13 protein-coding genes are annotated in these 13980 nt (G+C 53.4%); 8 read left to right on the top strand and 5 right to left on the bottom strand.

What is annotated here, in order from left to right; translation table 11 throughout:
• Positions 1-5 precede the first annotated feature (5 nt).
• Positions 6-1289, top strand: a complete 1284-nt coding sequence (locus tag E4T63_RS17220; RefSeq protein ID WP_135296112.1) for an NAD(P)/FAD-dependent oxidoreductase — start codon at positions 6-8, stop codon at positions 1287-1289.
• A 360-nt stretch (positions 1290-1649) separates the two neighbouring features.
• Positions 1650-2198, top strand: a complete 549-nt coding sequence (locus E4T63_RS17215) for a cupin domain-containing protein (RefSeq protein ID WP_007950154.1) — start codon at positions 1650-1652, stop codon at positions 2196-2198.
• A 64-nt stretch (positions 2199-2262) separates the two neighbouring features.
• On the opposite strand, the gene E4T63_RS17210 is transcribed toward E4T63_RS17215, so the two are convergent.
• The 3 genes from E4T63_RS17210 to E4T63_RS17200 form a co-directional block, all read right to left on the bottom strand.
• Positions 2263-4137 (bottom strand): DUF2357 domain-containing protein, encoded by a 1875-nt coding sequence (locus E4T63_RS17210; RefSeq protein WP_135296111.1) that lies wholly within the window; start codon positions 4135-4137, stop codon positions 2263-2265.
• Positions 4138-4150: 13 nt separating this feature from the next.
• Positions 4151-6697, bottom strand: a complete 2547-nt coding sequence (locus tag E4T63_RS17205) for an AAA family ATPase (RefSeq protein ID WP_135296110.1) — start codon at positions 6695-6697, stop codon at positions 4151-4153.
• Positions 6698-6934: 237 nt separating this feature from the next.
• The gene (locus tag E4T63_RS17200; protein ID WP_135296109.1) at positions 6935-7213 is read right to left on the bottom strand and encodes a fructose-bisphosphate aldolase; all 279 of its coding nucleotides are present in this window, start codon (positions 7211-7213) and stop codon (positions 6935-6937) included.
• A 565-nt stretch (positions 7214-7778) separates the two neighbouring features.
• Between E4T63_RS17200 and E4T63_RS17195 the strand changes: the two genes are divergently transcribed.
• Entirely contained in the window at positions 7779-8063 is a 285-nt protein-coding gene (locus tag E4T63_RS17195; RefSeq protein ID WP_135296108.1) for a hypothetical protein, read from the top strand.
• Between the two features lie 77 nt (positions 8064-8140).
• Here E4T63_RS17195 and E4T63_RS17190 read toward each other — a convergent pair whose 3' ends face one another.
• Positions 8141-8572, bottom strand: coding sequence for a hypothetical protein (locus E4T63_RS17190; protein ID WP_098964471.1), 432 nt, complete (start codon positions 8570-8572; stop codon positions 8141-8143).
• A 166-nt stretch (positions 8573-8738) separates the two neighbouring features.
• Between E4T63_RS17190 and E4T63_RS17185 the strand changes: the two genes are divergently transcribed.
• The 3 genes from E4T63_RS17185 to E4T63_RS17175 all read left to right on the top strand — a co-directional run bounded on the left by E4T63_RS17185 (position 8739) and on the right by E4T63_RS17175 (position 10729).
• Positions 8739-9128, top strand: coding sequence for a hypothetical protein (locus tag E4T63_RS17185; protein WP_135296107.1), 390 nt, complete (start codon positions 8739-8741; stop codon positions 9126-9128).
• Between the two features lie 15 nt (positions 9129-9143).
• A complete protein-coding gene (locus E4T63_RS17180) occupies positions 9144-9566 on the top strand; it encodes an HD domain-containing protein (protein WP_134786725.1) in 423 nt (140 codons plus the stop codon).
• Positions 9567-9709: 143 nt separating this feature from the next.
• Positions 9710-10729, top strand: coding sequence for an AbrB family transcriptional regulator (locus E4T63_RS17175; RefSeq protein WP_135296106.1), 1020 nt, complete (start codon positions 9710-9712; stop codon positions 10727-10729).
• 160 nt (positions 10730-10889) lie between these two features.
• On the opposite strand, the gene E4T63_RS17170 is transcribed toward E4T63_RS17175, so the two are convergent.
• On the bottom strand, positions 10890-11666 hold the full coding sequence (locus E4T63_RS17170; RefSeq protein WP_134786723.1) for an NAD(P)H-dependent oxidoreductase: 777 nt from the start codon (positions 11664-11666) through the stop codon (positions 10890-10892).
• A gap of 84 nt (positions 11667-11750) precedes the next feature.
• Between E4T63_RS17170 and E4T63_RS17165 the strand changes: the two genes are divergently transcribed.
• The gene (locus E4T63_RS17165) at positions 11751-12644 is read left to right on the top strand and encodes a LysR family transcriptional regulator (RefSeq protein WP_177416196.1); all 894 of its coding nucleotides are present in this window, start codon (positions 11751-11753) and stop codon (positions 12642-12644) included.
• 252 nt (positions 12645-12896) lie between these two features.
• A complete protein-coding gene (locus tag E4T63_RS17155; RefSeq protein ID WP_135296105.1) occupies positions 12897-13682 on the top strand; it encodes a DeoR/GlpR family DNA-binding transcription regulator in 786 nt (261 codons plus the stop codon).
• The last annotated feature ends 298 nt before the right edge of the window (positions 13683-13980 follow it).

Genomic DNA, 13980 nt, shown 5'->3' with positions numbered 1-13980 from the left:
ATAAAATGAAACAACAACACGTCAACAGCTACTACGCCGCCACTCGCAACGAAGTCATCGACTTCCCGACCCTTGAAGAGTCGGTCGAGTGCGATGTCTGCATCATCGGCGCCGGCTACACCGGCCTGTCCTCGGCACTGTTCCTCACCGAGGCCGGCTACAAAGTGACGGTGCTGGAAGCGGCGAAAGTCGGCTATGGCGCCAGCGGTCGCAACGGCGGGCAACTGGTCAACTCCTACAGCCGCGACGTCGATGTGATCGAAGAACGCTACGGCGACAAGACGGCGGAAATCCTCGGCAGCATGATCTTCGAAGGCGCCGACATCATCCGTTCGCGGATCAAGGAATACGACATCAAATGCGACTACCGCCCGGGCGGTATCTTCGCGGCGATGAACAAGAAACAACTCAACGGCCTGGCCGAGCAGAAGCGCAGTTGGGAACGTTACGGCAACAAGAACCTGAAGATGCTCGATGCCGCTGACATCCGTCGCGAAATCGGCTCCGACGCCTACGTTGGCGGCCTGCTGGACATGCAGGGCGGCCACGTGCATCCGCTGAACCTCGCTCTCGGTGAAGCCGCGGCCATCGTGCGTCTGGGCGGCAAAATCTACGAGCAGTCGGCTGCCGTGGAAATCAAGTACGGCGAGCCGAATGTCGTGCGCACCGCCAAAGGCCAGGTGCGCGCCAAGTACCTGCTGATCGCCGGCAACGCCTACCTGCCGCAAGGTCTGGACAACCGCGTGACCGCGAAAAGCATGCCGTGCGGCTCGCAGATCGTCGTCACCGAACCGCTGACCGAGAAGCAGGCACGCAGCTTGATCACCAACAACTACTGCGTCGAAGACTGCAACTACCTGCTGGATTACTACCGCCTGACGGCCGATAACCGTCTGCTGTACGGTGGCGGCGTGGTCTACGGCGCGCGGGAACCGGACGACATCGAACAACTGATCCGGCCGAAGATCCTCAAGACGTTCCCGCAGCTCAAGGATGTGAAAATCGACTACCGCTGGACCGGCAACTTCCTGCTGACCATGTCACGCATGCCGCAATTCGGCCGCATCGAGAAAAACGCCTACTACATGCAAGGCTACAGCGGCCACGGCGTCACCTGCTCGCACCTGGCCGGCAAACTGATTTCGGAAATGATCCGCGGCGACGCCGAACGCTTCGACGCCTTCGCCTCGCTGCCGCACATGCCAATGATCGGCGGCCGCACCTTCTCCGCCCCATTGACCGCCCTCGGCGCCGTCTACTACTCGCTGCGCGACCGCTTCGGCATCTAAGTTACCTCCCCGGCGGCGGTCCCGCACAGGCGCCGCCGGTTTTTTCACATGACCGGCAACACCACAAACCCTGTGGGAGCGAGCTTGCTCGCGAAAGCGGCCTATCAGCAAAAAAGATGTTGAATGTGCCGCCCATTCGCGAGCAAGCTCGCTCCCACAGGTCTTGTGCCTGACCCGCAATTACCCCCAGCAGGCTCATTTCACCCACCGTCCATCGAACCTGCTGAGCAACACCGGCAAACGTGATTTAATAGCCGCCTTTCACGGTTCCGGGACACGGGAGCAACGTGATCCGCGCGCCTTGCGCGGCACCCGCCACCCACCCCCATTGCCCTTAAGTACTACTCACATAAGGCTGTCATGGATACGGGTTCTCGACTCAAACTAGTACGCGAAAGCTACAAACTCTCCCAGCGCGAGCTGGCCCGGCGTAGCGGCGTGACCAATGCCACCATCTCCCTGATCGAACAGAATCGCGTCAGCCCCTCCGTCAGCTCCCTGAAAAAGCTGCTCGAAGGCATCCCCATGTCCCTGGCCGATTTCTTCACCTTCGACCAGCCCCCGCGCGAACACCAATACGTCTTCCGCGCCAACGAACAACCCGACCTGGGCCGCCACGGCCTGCGCCTGCTGCTCATTGGCGCCTCGGTGCCTAGCCGCCAGATGCGCTTGCTGCGCGAGCAATACGCCCCGGGCGCGAGTTCGGGGGAAGAGCCGATTGTGCATGCGGAAGGTGAGGAGTGCGGGCTGGTGACGCGTGGCACGGTTGAGTTGACCGTGGATGGGTCGGTGAGTGTGTTGAACGCGGGGGATGGGTATTATTTTCCGACTACGCTGCCGCATAAGTTTCGGAATATTGGGGCGGATGAGGCGGAAATTATTAGTGCGAATACGCCGGCGAATTTTTGACGAGGATTTACTCTCACAAAGGCAGCTCTATTTGATAGAGCCGCCTTTGTGATTGGTGCTGATGTTATGCAACTATTTCTAGGTAAGTTTTTCTGTCTTCTTTTTTAAAGCTGGATCTCATTAAATATAGAAATTGAGAAATGTTATTTTTTAGGTCTGAGTTTTTTTCCTCTGTTTCGCCTGGTGTGATGGAACTCACTAGTAAGGCTGGTGTGACCGGGGTCGCACCATAAATGCTATAGCGCTGGTGATGGAAGTGTCGTGTTGTACACTGCTCGCTTGGATTAACAATCATTAGGCCAATCGATGGGTTAAGTCCAGTTTCCTTCTCATGAAGTCCATGTAAATATTTCATCGTAAGTTCTGGGAGGTAGTGAGTAAAAGCCTTCTTGCTGTTCGTGTATTTCGCATCAATGATCAGCTGTCGGGTTTCTCCATCAGATGACGTGATTGCTAACAGTATGTCTGGGCAGCGATTGGCGTTTGCGCCCGTTTGACCTCTGGGTTTTAAGTCACCATTGTGGTGGTTGAAAGTCCAGCCTTCGGAGTTGATTATTTGTGATGCGCTTGATTGTAAGTGCTCATGAGTCCACGCCTTGGGTTCGTACATTATCTTTATGTTGTACTCGCCCCATTGGTACTCGAAGTCATTTTTGCTCAGTGAAGGGTTTTGCAGGAGTTCAAGCTTTTCACCTAGAACTGTTTCGGTGTCCAAGTGATTTTTTACTAAGAATAATAAATAGTACTCGAATAATTTAGGGATGCTTTGAATTGAGAAGAGTTCCTCTTGAACACTCCAGTCTGGTGAGCCGAATCGGTGCCATGCGATAATTTTATGAAATATTTTTTGATAGTGAAGGTTATAGCGAGCTTTTCTTGTGAATTGAGGAGTTCCTATAATAGGGGTGGTAACTGGCACCTTGTCATCAAATTTGCGTTTTAAACCCTGAAGCGCTTCTATTAGTTCTCTGCATCTTTCCGCTTTTTTTCGATTAATAATTTTGGCGTATTTGCTGAGTTGAGAAAAAAACGAAAGGTAGCCGGAGAGATCCTGTTGTGTACGGATTTTAGAAGCTGGGTAATCTTCTAATCGCCGAAGCAGCTCTGATGCTGCCCTCATAAGTGAAATAATGAATCCATGTACTACTTGGTTCTCGTATATGCTTAGCTCTTCCTTTAAATGATTCTCTAGGATTTTTTCTGAAGAGTATAGTTCGCTATCGAACTCAAGCAGTGCTCGTTCGATATCGTCAACAGAGAATAAACCGTCACAGTTTTCAGCTATCCACGCTAAAGTGGTATCGTCTATTATCGAGTTCTCAGAGAATGCAACTACCTTTGTTACAGGGATGAGTTTAGCTATAGGCTTGGAGTATATCTTTGGCAGTTCTGCGCTCAGTAGTAGTACGTTTCTTTCGAGTTGGTCGATAAGAAAACTTACGGACTTATCTCCCTCTTTGAATCCGGCCTTTAATCGAGTTACTCGAAAAAAAGCAGCCAGCGCTTCGTTGTCATGAGCCGCTAGGAAAGAAAGCATTTTTTCTGCACGTTCAGCGTTTATTTTTTTTGCCAATACTTCAATTGGCGAAAATTGCTCAATAATTATCCTTTCGTTGTAATTGTCTATCTTTGTTGCTAGTACTAGTTCAGCCATTCCGTAGTAGTTATGAAAAAAGCATTCGTAGCCCCACTTTGCCAGTGATTTGGGTTTCCATTCGTATATCCATTTTTCACCTTCTTTAAAATTATTTGTGGCGGAAATTTCATTTTCATGGAGGCATAAAGTAATGTCATCAACTGGTCTTTCTAGCTCAAGTCTGAATTCAATTGCCTCATCCTCGAGAAAATAAATATTCTCGCCGATATGAGCTTCGATAGAGGAAAGTTCAAATATTTGATCTTTTCGTTTTCCGCTAATTATACGTGCTATAAATCGCATTTGATGCCCCTCTCTAGAAGTAAGAATAGGTATCGGCGTAATTGTCTCCTTCCTCGATGATGTTTCGCAGGGCACGTTTGGAAATATTCAAATCGAAGTCGCTTAGTTTTTGTTCTAATTTTAATAACCTATCTCGAAAGGCGGCACCATATCCTTCAATTGCGGGGAGGATATGCTGGGCTACAGCATAGTCTAGAGGGCGGTTACGCATTCCTCCGAGCTCATTAGCGATGTAGCAATATCTTTTTATTGCATTGGTTTTGCGTTTGCTAATATGGATTGCGCTGGTTTTTGCTACTTGAGAGGTCAGGATAGAAAGTATTTGTTCAAGCGAAGCTTGCTCGTCTGGAAGGAGGTCAGCTTCGCTGGAAGAAATATTGAAGGCTTGGTTAATTTGCTCGTGTGGAACTGCCCCGTTGAATCTGTGAGAGCTTATTAGTGAGGATATATCTTCCAGGTTAACATCTTCCCCGAGAGAAATAATTGGTGCGCGATCAATTAATCGCGGGGAAAGTTTTTCAGTTGTCGCATCGTTGTTTATAGTTGCAATGAATCTGAGATTGCCGCCAATTTCAAGGTACCGCTGAGTAGCATCGGGTATACCTAGGTCAATTCGGCGCTTGGTTCCCTCTGTATCACACATGCCTAAAAAGTCAGACCAGTAGTGTTCAACGCTAGAAAGATTAGCCTCATCCAACAATACTATTTTCGTGAATTTTTCCGCTGATGTTTCTTTGTTTTTTAGGAATTGATAAAGACCACTGCGCGAAGGTTGGTAGACATCTTTCAATGAGTTATAAAACCCCAGAATATCTCGCCCGGCCACCCAGCCACGACCGACTGCTACGTTAAGGAAATTGCCGGCCCCATGATCATCATCTGCTCCATTTAGCTTCAGCGCATGTGCCAGTCGTAGAGCTGTGGAGGTTTTACCGGTGCCTGGTGGCCCTGATAGGAACGTGAGGAAAGATTGAGTAGTGCTAATTACCAAGTTTGCCATTTCGTCATAAGTAAATGGCCGGCCCTCATCAGCATGAAACGTATTAAGTAAATGGTGTATGTAGTCGGATCGGTTCTCTTTTGTTAATTCAATTTCTGAAGCTTTCAGGTGCACAGTCTTTGTGTCTGTTTTTGTTTCGTAGTCCGGCTTTCCATTCAGCATTTGAATTAACGTTTTTAATTCTGTTAATTTCTCCCCTAGCTGAGGAGATGCAATGAGGGTTTTTTGACTTTCTAGAGTTCTTTCCAAGTCTATAATTTCTTTTTGTCGATCTTGGTTTGTTCTTTGTTGGAACTGGATTTCTTCCTTTAGACTGGTTACATGTCTTAGGTCTTGATTTTTCTCTAGTATTTCTTCCAGTGCTTTTTGGTTTTCTTTTATTTTTTGTTCTAGTTCAGTGTTCGTGTTGGTCAGTAAGGTTTGTTTCTCAAGCAGGCTTTGGTGGGCTTGCTCCGCGGACTGTTCTTGAATTCGTTTTAACTCCAGTTCCGCTTCTGTTCGCGCCCTCTCAACATCTTGATCTATTGTTTCGAGTTCCTTTCTTTTTTGGTCAGCAACCCGAGACATATCATTTATTTCTCTTTGTATTTTTTCCTTTTTTTCTATGGTTTGTTCATCAATTTCCTGTATTTTTTCTTTTATAAGGATATCTTTATTTTTTTCGAAGTAGCTATCTAAGTATTTTTTTCCTTCAATATTGTCTAGTAAAAATTCTTCAATTATTCCTTTTCCGTAACCTTCGTCATCCAAAAAGTCCGCAAGTACAAGCTCCAGTCGCTTTAAGCGCTGATCGTTGTCCATTGCTTTGTTTTTCTTTTTATATGAGTCTATTATTTGGGTTAGCTTGGTTGCTTCGTTCTTTCCCAGTGTAGGGTTGCCCTTCCCGAAACCAGATTTTGCGTAGTATTTAATAAGTCGAGATGCTGAGATGTAATCTATTTTATCGAATTCTAATTTCTCTAGCTTTTTGAGTGAGGTAATAAAGCTTCTTGGTCCGCCCCTTACTTCAAATCGAAGTAGTTCACCGCTGTGCTCCAAGGTGCTTTTGTCAAATTTAGCGATATGATCGGTAGGAAGATTTAAAGGTGTCAATCCAGTTGATGGCGTTAAAAACCAATCATCTTCGTCTTTTGTAGCTAAAAATGGGCCATTTACACTGCCCTCATTTTCTATAAAGAACAGGATGTTTCTAGGCAGATCGTAACCTAAGCTTACTTTTCCAGTGTCTATATCTGGCATCGGCATTTTTATAACTGGAATTAAGGCGTTATGTTCTAGCCGTTCAGCCCATTCACCTTTCGAGTAGTACTTTTGCTTTCGCTTGTCTTCCTGCCATTCGTTATCTGTTTCATGCCATTCTTTGATTATGAAAAGCTCGTCATCCTTAAAAAGCTCGTCAATTTTCATGTATTCTTTTGATATAAAAATCCCCGAGTTTGGGAACTCCGAAATTTCCACGTTTCTGAAACTACCGTCTTCATGCTCCAGAGCTACGGGAATTACACTGCCGAGATCTGGATTGAAATTGCTTGAATCCTTTACGACTAACAAACGTCCCATACGAGGTCCTTGTGTGTGGTTGAATAGCTTTTTGGTGTGGATGATGGCTTTTTGCCCGAGCCAATCTATCGTCTTCAGCTTAACTAACCAAGCGTATTTCGTCGTTTCCTGTGTTTGGGGGATCAAAAACGCTGAGCAGATTTGATTGCCATCCTAAGCATCCATACACGTGGTAAACGCGTATTTAGGACTGAAGGCTCATTCTTAAAGCACATAATCGATTCGGGAATTTCGAGGTCATATCAAACCTCGCTGCTCAATCACCCGAAACACGTCACTCACGTCCTGCACCATGATCCTAGCGATGTTAGTTACGGTGTTAATGTCATGCTCGGCGTGGTCGAGCAGGCGGGTGCATGCGATGAGGTCGAGATATTTGAGGACAGCGTTGAGGCGTTCGGCGACGCACGCATGGAGATCCTGTAATGGGGCGTTGGCGTCGATGAGGAGTACGGGATGGTCGGTGGCGGGGTGGGACATTTTTGTGTAAGGGAGAAGAGGCTTTTGCGTCGTCATGGTGATAATCCTGAGTGAAGAAGAATTGCCACCATTGAGCTGCGAAACAGAAGGGTGGCAGCTATGCGCAGGTTCGCAGACCGGAGGATTAACACCATGAACCGGCAGACCTGAAGGTCTCCCACGCACAACCGCCATAAAAACCTAGGCAGCCGGGAATCGGCCGAGCCAGACGGAACAGGGTATGAATCTTAAGGGCTGCGAAACCCTATCGCCAGTTTTGTTAGCGACAAACCCACTCTAGGCAGCAATTCCAACTGCGACAACCGACCTGTAGGACGTGAAACGCGTACCTGTGGCGAGGCAGCTTGCTCTCGCTCGGCGACGCAGTCGGCGTAATTTGGGGCGTCCGATGTATATGGGTAAAACGGACTATCGGGTTTTGGGGCCGCTTCGCAGCCCAGCGGGAGCAAGCTCCCTCGCCACATGAAGCGTTTTCCTACGAAGTTTTCAGATTTCGAAACTGCGCGAAATGACTGGGCGATAACCATTCGTCCGACACACCGCACCTTCGCCACACACCTTCTTCCAATGCTGTAACTCCCCACGCAGAGGAAGAGCCACCATGTTGAACCATAAAATCACGGTGTTGACCCTCGCGGCGTTGCTGTCCGGCAGTTCGCTGTATGCGATCGCGGCCGGCGATACGCCCACCCCAACGGTAAACGACGGCAACAGCCAGACTCGCGACCCGGCGTCCCCTGCCACCCATGCCGATCCGGATGCCAATTCGCTGCCTAAAGGTGGGGATGGTGGCAAGACCGACAATGGGCCGGTGCCTTCTGCCTCCAAGCCCAGCTCCGCGGGTCAACTGTTCGGTAGCAGCAGTGGGGGTAACGGCGGTGGTTAACGGATATTGCGTACTAAAAAGCCCGGTCTTTAGAGCCGGGCTTTTCTTTGCCTGTCGCTAACACAGATATCAAACGCTTACTTTGCCTTCCATTGGCCCCCACCATTCTCACAATCAATTCGCGCCTGGGCCAGATGATCCACGTCGTAGTAATACGTGGTCACTTGGGCGTTATCGGGGATGTTCAGCGCCTTGGCGTTTTTGTCTTTGCTGGTGGAGTGCGGGTTGGCCAGGGATTCCTGGGTGATCGTGGCGATACACGTGGCCTGATAGTGGTCGGCACAGTGGTCGACCTTGGTTTTCTTACTGTTGAGCATGTCTTTGCTTTCATTGCTGCACGACCAGTCGATGGAACTGACGGGCATGCCTTCGTATTCGTAGCAGCTGTGGGTTTCCACCGCTGGCACCGAAGCGCTGGAGGATTGGGTCTGGACGTCGCAGCCCTCGGCCATGACGCAGGTGGGGATGACGGCGAACGTGGCGATCAGAAGCAGGAAGCGAATGTTCATCGGGGTTTCCTCTTCAGGGGCGCCGAGTCTGATCGAAGCTTTTGGCGCTTTAAAGTTTCGAGGCGACCAGACGGAGGGAGGTTCCATCGGGTTTTTGATTTGCTCGTGTGGCGTACACTGCGAAACAATCGGAAACATTAAGCGCCCAAGGATTGGAACATTGCCCATGATCGAAATCGGCAGCCGCAATAACGCGCTCCCCTCGCAGCATCCCTTTCACGACATCTATCTGTTTCACATTGACCCTGCAAAGCCAGACTCGCCTTTCTGTTTGGAGCAGTCGATGTCTGGCGGGCATATGGAGCATGGCGGTGCGCGGTGGTTGGCGCTGGATGAGCTGGATGCTTGGCCGGGCGAGTGGCGTGAACACCTGAGGAAGGCTGACTGCGCGTGGGTTGCCGAGTTGATCGATGCCCATCCAAATGCCGATCAGTCCACCGTGGTCTCGCTGATTCTTCAACGTCATTCCGGGCCTGCGAAGCCAACCGGACGGCTTGAAGCGATCCGCAACTGGCTCAAACGCAACATCCACGTCGGCGGCCGATACGGCGTTTAACCCACAGAGACTCCCATGACCCAGACCCTCGAACGCGCTATCGCCATCGCTGCCACCGCCCATGCCGGGCAGGTCGACAAGGGCGGTGCGCCGTATATTCTGCATCCGCTGAAAGTCATGTTGCGCATGAGCACGCTGGAAGAAAGCATCGTCGCCGTGCTGCACGATGTGGTCGAGGATTGCGGTATCAGCCTCAATGATTTGCGTAAGGAAGGCTTCAGCGAAGAGGTGCTGACGGCGATTGAGTCGGTGACCAAAGTGCCGGGCGAATCCTACGAGGATTTCGTCGAGCGCGCGGCGCAGAACCCGATTGGCCGGGTGGTGAAACTGGCGGATCTGGAGGAGAACAGCGACCTGTCGCGCATTGCCTCGCCAAGTTGGGAGGATCTGGAACGGGTCGAAAAGTATCGGCGGGCGATCGGGCGGTTGCGCACGTAAAAACGAATCCCCCCTGTAGGAGCTGCCGAAGGCTGCGATCTTTTGATCTTGCTTCTAAAAATCAAAGTCAAAAGATCGCAGCCTTCGGCAGCTCCTACAGGGGAGTGGAATACCTCAGGGAAATAGCCAGGAAGGCGAAGAATATGAAATCGATTCTGTGTTTGTTGATCGCTGCCGCTGTCGGCGCTGCGTTGCAGGTCAGCGGTGTCCCTCATGGCTTGTTGCTGGGGGCGATTCTTGTCACCGCATTGGTCGCCACCAAGTTCGGGTTTGCCCCCGCGACGCCTTATGGTTTGGGCTACATCCAGGTCACGCTGGGCATCGCCACCGGGCTGATGTTCGAGGCGTGGGACAGTGTGACGGCGTCGGCGATGTTGCCAAGCCTCGGCGTTCTGCTGATATGCCTGACCGTGCAGATTGCCCTCGCCGGATGGTGGCTGACCCGCGGCGCTGGCTGGAATCGCACCGATGCGCTGTTGGCGGTGTACCCCGGTGCATTGGCGGCGGTGTTCGATTTGCTGGAGTCGGAAAAGGCTTCGAGCAAAGTCATCATCGTGCACTTGATGCGCTTGTTGCTGATCACGCTGCTGGTGAGCTTTTTGATTCCCGGGCAGGCCTCGGTGGCGGTGGTTGAAAGCGCTCCGTTGAGCACGGGCATGGCGTTGACCGTGCTGGCGCTGATCGGCTTGAGCATCGTCATCGGGCGACTGCTGTTGGTGATCGGCGTGCCGGCGCCGTTCATGTTGACGGCGATTCTGCTGACGGCGGTGTTTGTGAAATCGGGATGGCTGCACGGCTTTCACATGCCGGACTGGAGCCTGAATCTGGCGGCGCTGATTCTTGGCGTGCGGATTGGCTCGCGCTTTCAGGGACTCGGTCTTGCGGAATTGGGGCGGCACGGGCGGACGGCGCTGGTGTCGGTCGGCTTGATGATCGTGGTCGCGGCGGCGTTTGCCGAAGTGGCGGCGCGCTGGCTGGGCAGTGATCCGCTGTCGCTGTGGCTGGCGTACATGCCGGGGGCGATCGAGACGATTGCGATTGTCGCCTTCGCCGGTGGTCTGAATGTGGTGTTCATCCTGACTCACCACCTGGCGCGGATGGTCGTGCTGCACTTTGCGCCGGCGTTGTTGGTGCAGGTGCGGCGGGCGCGGGAGGAAGTCTGAAGCACATCCCCCTGTGGCGACGGAGCTTGCTCCCGCTGGGCTGCGCAGCGGCCCCAAACCCCGATGCCACGGTGTTTCAGGTGTACCAAAATCGCAGGTTTTGCGACGACTGCGTCGCCGAGCGGGAGCAAGCTCCCTCGCCACAAAGGTTCAGTGATCTTTACAAAGTGTGGGCGGCGAACCCTTGCTCACCCGGAGCAATATCATCCTTGAGCGTCAACGCCGGGATCTCGTAATCCCCGGCATTCTGCTGCCGATACGCTATCGGCCGCGTGCTCCACAACTCATCCAGACGCGTGCCCAGTGCCTCGCAGGTCTCGGCAAACCGCGCTTGATCCATGCGGCTGGCGCGGTACACCAGGAAGGGCGGCACCACGTCGAAACCGGGGTAGAACAGCACGCCGTGCTGAATCGGAAACAGCAAATCATCAATCGGCCCGTTGATCCCGCGTGGGCTGTAATGCGAATCCCAGCCTCCGGTGGTGACCAGCAGCATCGCGCGTTTGCCTTTCATCTTGCCTTCGCCGTAGCGCTCGCCCCAGCGCGCATCGGAGTGTTCGCCGACACCGTAGGCAAACCCGTAGGCATACACGCGCTCGACCCAGCCTTTGAGGATCGCCGGCATGGTGAACCACCACAGCGGGAACTGCAGGATCAGCGCGTCGGCCCATAGCAGTTTTTCCTGCTCGCGGGCGATGTCGGCGGACTGCCGGCCCTGTTGGTAAGCCAGTTTCGAATCGATCGAGGCGTGGAATGGCCGGCTTTCATCGCGATCGGGCGCGTCATCGGCGTCGATCGTGGTCTTCCAGTTCATCGCATACAGGTCGGAGACCTGCACGGTGTGGCCGGCGGCTTGCAGACGCTGGACGGTGAAGTCCCTGAGCGAGCCGTTGAGCGAAGTGGGTTCGGGGTGGGCGTAGACCAGTAGCACATTCATGTTGCAACTCCTTGGTTGAATGCAGGCAGGATCAATCCTTGATCGGTATATTGGAAATGAATGTCTGATATGTCAGGTATAGCCATGAATAATTTACGACGTCTGGATATCAACTTGCTGTTGACCCTAGACGTGTTGTTGGCAGAACACAACGTAACCCGCGCCGCAGAGCGCTTGAGCCTGTCGCAGCCGTCGGTGAGCGTGCATCTGGCCAAGCTGCGCGAAATCTTCGGCGATCCGCTGTTGCTGCCCGGGCCACGGGGCATGCGGCCGACGGCGCGGGCCGATGAATTGCGCGAGCCGTTGCGCGAGGCGCTGGAAGCACTGGAGCGCGCGGTGGCGCCGGCCAGCGCGTTCGATCCGGCGCAGGCCAGGCATGTCTGGAAAGTCGCGGCGACGGATTACGGCGAATCGACAGTGGTGCTGCCAGCGCTCAGCGGTTTGCGCCTTCAGGCTCCGGGCACGCGGTTGGCAGTGCTCGATCTGATGCCGGCGCAGTTGGCCAGGCAAGCGGAGCAGGGCGTGTTTGACCTGGCGCTGCACATCACCGAAGAGGCGCCGCTGGATCTGCATCAACGGGTGCTGTTCACCGAGCATTACGTGTTGGCCGGGCGTGTCGGGCATCCGGGGTTGAAGCGTAAGCCGACTCGCGAACAGTTCTGTGCGCTGGAACACGTGATGGTGTCGCGCGAGGGCGGGGGCTTTTTCGGGGTGACCGACAAGGCGCTGGCCGAGGTCGGCCTGGCGCGCAAAGTGGTGCTGTCGGTGCCGCATTTTCTGATGGTGATGTCGGTGCTGGCGAGTACCGATCTGGTGGCGATGCTGCCGTCACGCTTGGTTCGCGACAACCCGGCGTTGCAGGTAGTCGATGCGCCGTTGCCGGTGCCGGGCTACGAAATGGCGATGTTCTGGGGCGAGCGCGCGCATCGCGATCCGGCACACAAATGGTTGCGTGAGCATCTGGCGGCGTCGGTGTGACGGATCAGGCGTGGCCCAGCGCAATCGCAAAAGACACCACGATCATGCACGCAAACGCAAAATTGAGATTCATCAGCTGTTCATCCTGAGCCTTTTTAAAGTGAGGCCATTCTGAACAGGCTGAATGCAAAGAAAAAATTCGGCATGTTGATTCCAATGATCGAAACAATTGATACCCGCCGATTTGTGTTTGCCCAAAGCTTTCGCTAGTCTCGGCAAAACCTGCAACTACAAGCATAAACAGGCAAAACCATGCACGATCATTCGGTCACCGAACTGCCATCCCTGCGCCGGCAGAAAATCCTCCTGATCCTCGAACGCGACGGCAAGGTCATGGCCTCCGAGTTGAGCCAGCACTTCGCTGTGTCTGAAGACACCATCCGCCGCGACTTGGCCGAACTGGACCACGCCGGACTGGTGCAGCGCGTGCATGGCGGGGCGTTGCCGAGGCCCAAGGACAGCGGCAAGGATTACTTCACCCGTCTGGAGGAGAGCGATGAGGTGAAAGTGCGGCTGGCGCAGTTGGCAGCGCAAAAGGTCGAGGACGGGCAGATTGTGCTGTTCGATTCCGGTTCGACCGCGTTGCAGGTGGCGCGCTCGTTGCGCCCGGATATCCAGATCACTGCGGTGACCGCCGCGCCGATGACAGCGATTGCCTTGTCGGAATACAAGGGGGTGAAAGTGATTCTGGCCGGGGGACAACTGAACCCGCGCACGATGTCGGCCAGCGGGCACGAGGCGGTGCGCATGCTGGCCGGGATCAAGGCGGATCTGGCGTTTACCGGCGTCTGTGCGATTCACCCGGAGGTGGGCGTCACCTCGCTGCATTTCGATGAAGTGCCGGTGAAACAGGCGCTGCTCGACAGCGCAGCGCGGGTGATTGCGGTGACCACGGCGGACAAGCTCGGCGCGGTGGAGCCGTTTGTGGTGGCCGCGTGTACGCGCCTGCATACGCTGATAACCGAGCGGCACCTGGCGTCGGGGAGTGTCGAGGATTATCGGCGGTTGGGGATTGTGGTGGAGCAGTTGCCTGATTGAGATTTGTAGTGAGGCTGCTGGCGCCTTCGCGAGCAAGCCCGCTCCCACATTTGGAATGCATTTCAATGGGGGGGGGGCAGTTGCCGGACTGAGATTTGTATAGTGAGGCGGCTGGAGCCTTCGCGAGCAAGCCCGCTCCCACATTTGGAATGCATTTCAATGGGGGGGCAGTTGCCTGATTGAGATTTGTAGTGAGGCTGCTGGCGCCTTCGCGAGCAAGCCCGCTCCCACATTTGGAATGCATTTCAATGGTGGAGCAGTTGCCGGAGTGAGATTTGTAGTGAGGCTGCTGGCCTCT

This window comes from Pseudomonas fluorescens (genome assembly GCF_004683905.1).
Taxonomy (GTDB): domain Bacteria; phylum Pseudomonadota; class Gammaproteobacteria; order Pseudomonadales; family Pseudomonadaceae; genus Aquipseudomonas; species Aquipseudomonas putida_A.
This window is presented reverse-complemented; position numbering and strand designations above follow the sequence as displayed.

Coding starts and splice junctions, on each gene's coding strand:
- E4T63_RS17195 (WP_135296108.1), top strand. CDS start 7,779: ATGTTGAACCATAAAATCACGGTGTTGACCCTCGCGGCGTTGCTGTCC.
- E4T63_RS17190 (WP_098964471.1), bottom strand. CDS start 8,572: ATGAACATTCGCTTCCTGCTTCTGATCGCCACGTTCGCCGTCATCCCC.
- E4T63_RS17175 (WP_135296106.1), top strand. CDS start 9,710: ATGAAATCGATTCTGTGTTTGTTGATCGCTGCCGCTGTCGGCGCTGCG.
- E4T63_RS17215 (WP_007950154.1), top strand. CDS start 1,650: ATGGATACGGGTTCTCGACTCAAACTAGTACGCGAAAGCTACAAACTC.
- E4T63_RS17210 (WP_135296111.1), bottom strand. CDS start 4,137: ATGCGATTTATAGCACGTATAATTAGCGGAAAACGAAAAGATCAAATA.
- E4T63_RS17180 (WP_134786725.1), top strand. CDS start 9,144: ATGACCCAGACCCTCGAACGCGCTATCGCCATCGCTGCCACCGCCCAT.
- E4T63_RS17155 (WP_135296105.1), top strand. CDS start 12,897: ATGCACGATCATTCGGTCACCGAACTGCCATCCCTGCGCCGGCAGAAA.
- E4T63_RS17205 (WP_135296110.1), bottom strand. CDS start 6,697: ATGGGACGTTTGTTAGTCGTAAAGGATTCAAGCAATTTCAATCCAGAT.
- E4T63_RS17200 (WP_135296109.1), bottom strand. CDS start 7,213: ATGACGACGCAAAAGCCTCTTCTCCCTTACACAAAAATGTCCCACCCC.
- E4T63_RS17220 (WP_135296112.1), top strand. CDS start 6: ATGAAACAACAACACGTCAACAGCTACTACGCCGCCACTCGCAACGAA.
- E4T63_RS17165 (WP_177416196.1), top strand. CDS start 11,751: ATGAATAATTTACGACGTCTGGATATCAACTTGCTGTTGACCCTAGAC.
- E4T63_RS17185 (WP_135296107.1), top strand. CDS start 8,739: ATGATCGAAATCGGCAGCCGCAATAACGCGCTCCCCTCGCAGCATCCC.
- E4T63_RS17170 (WP_134786723.1), bottom strand. CDS start 11,666: ATGAATGTGCTACTGGTCTACGCCCACCCCGAACCCACTTCGCTCAAC.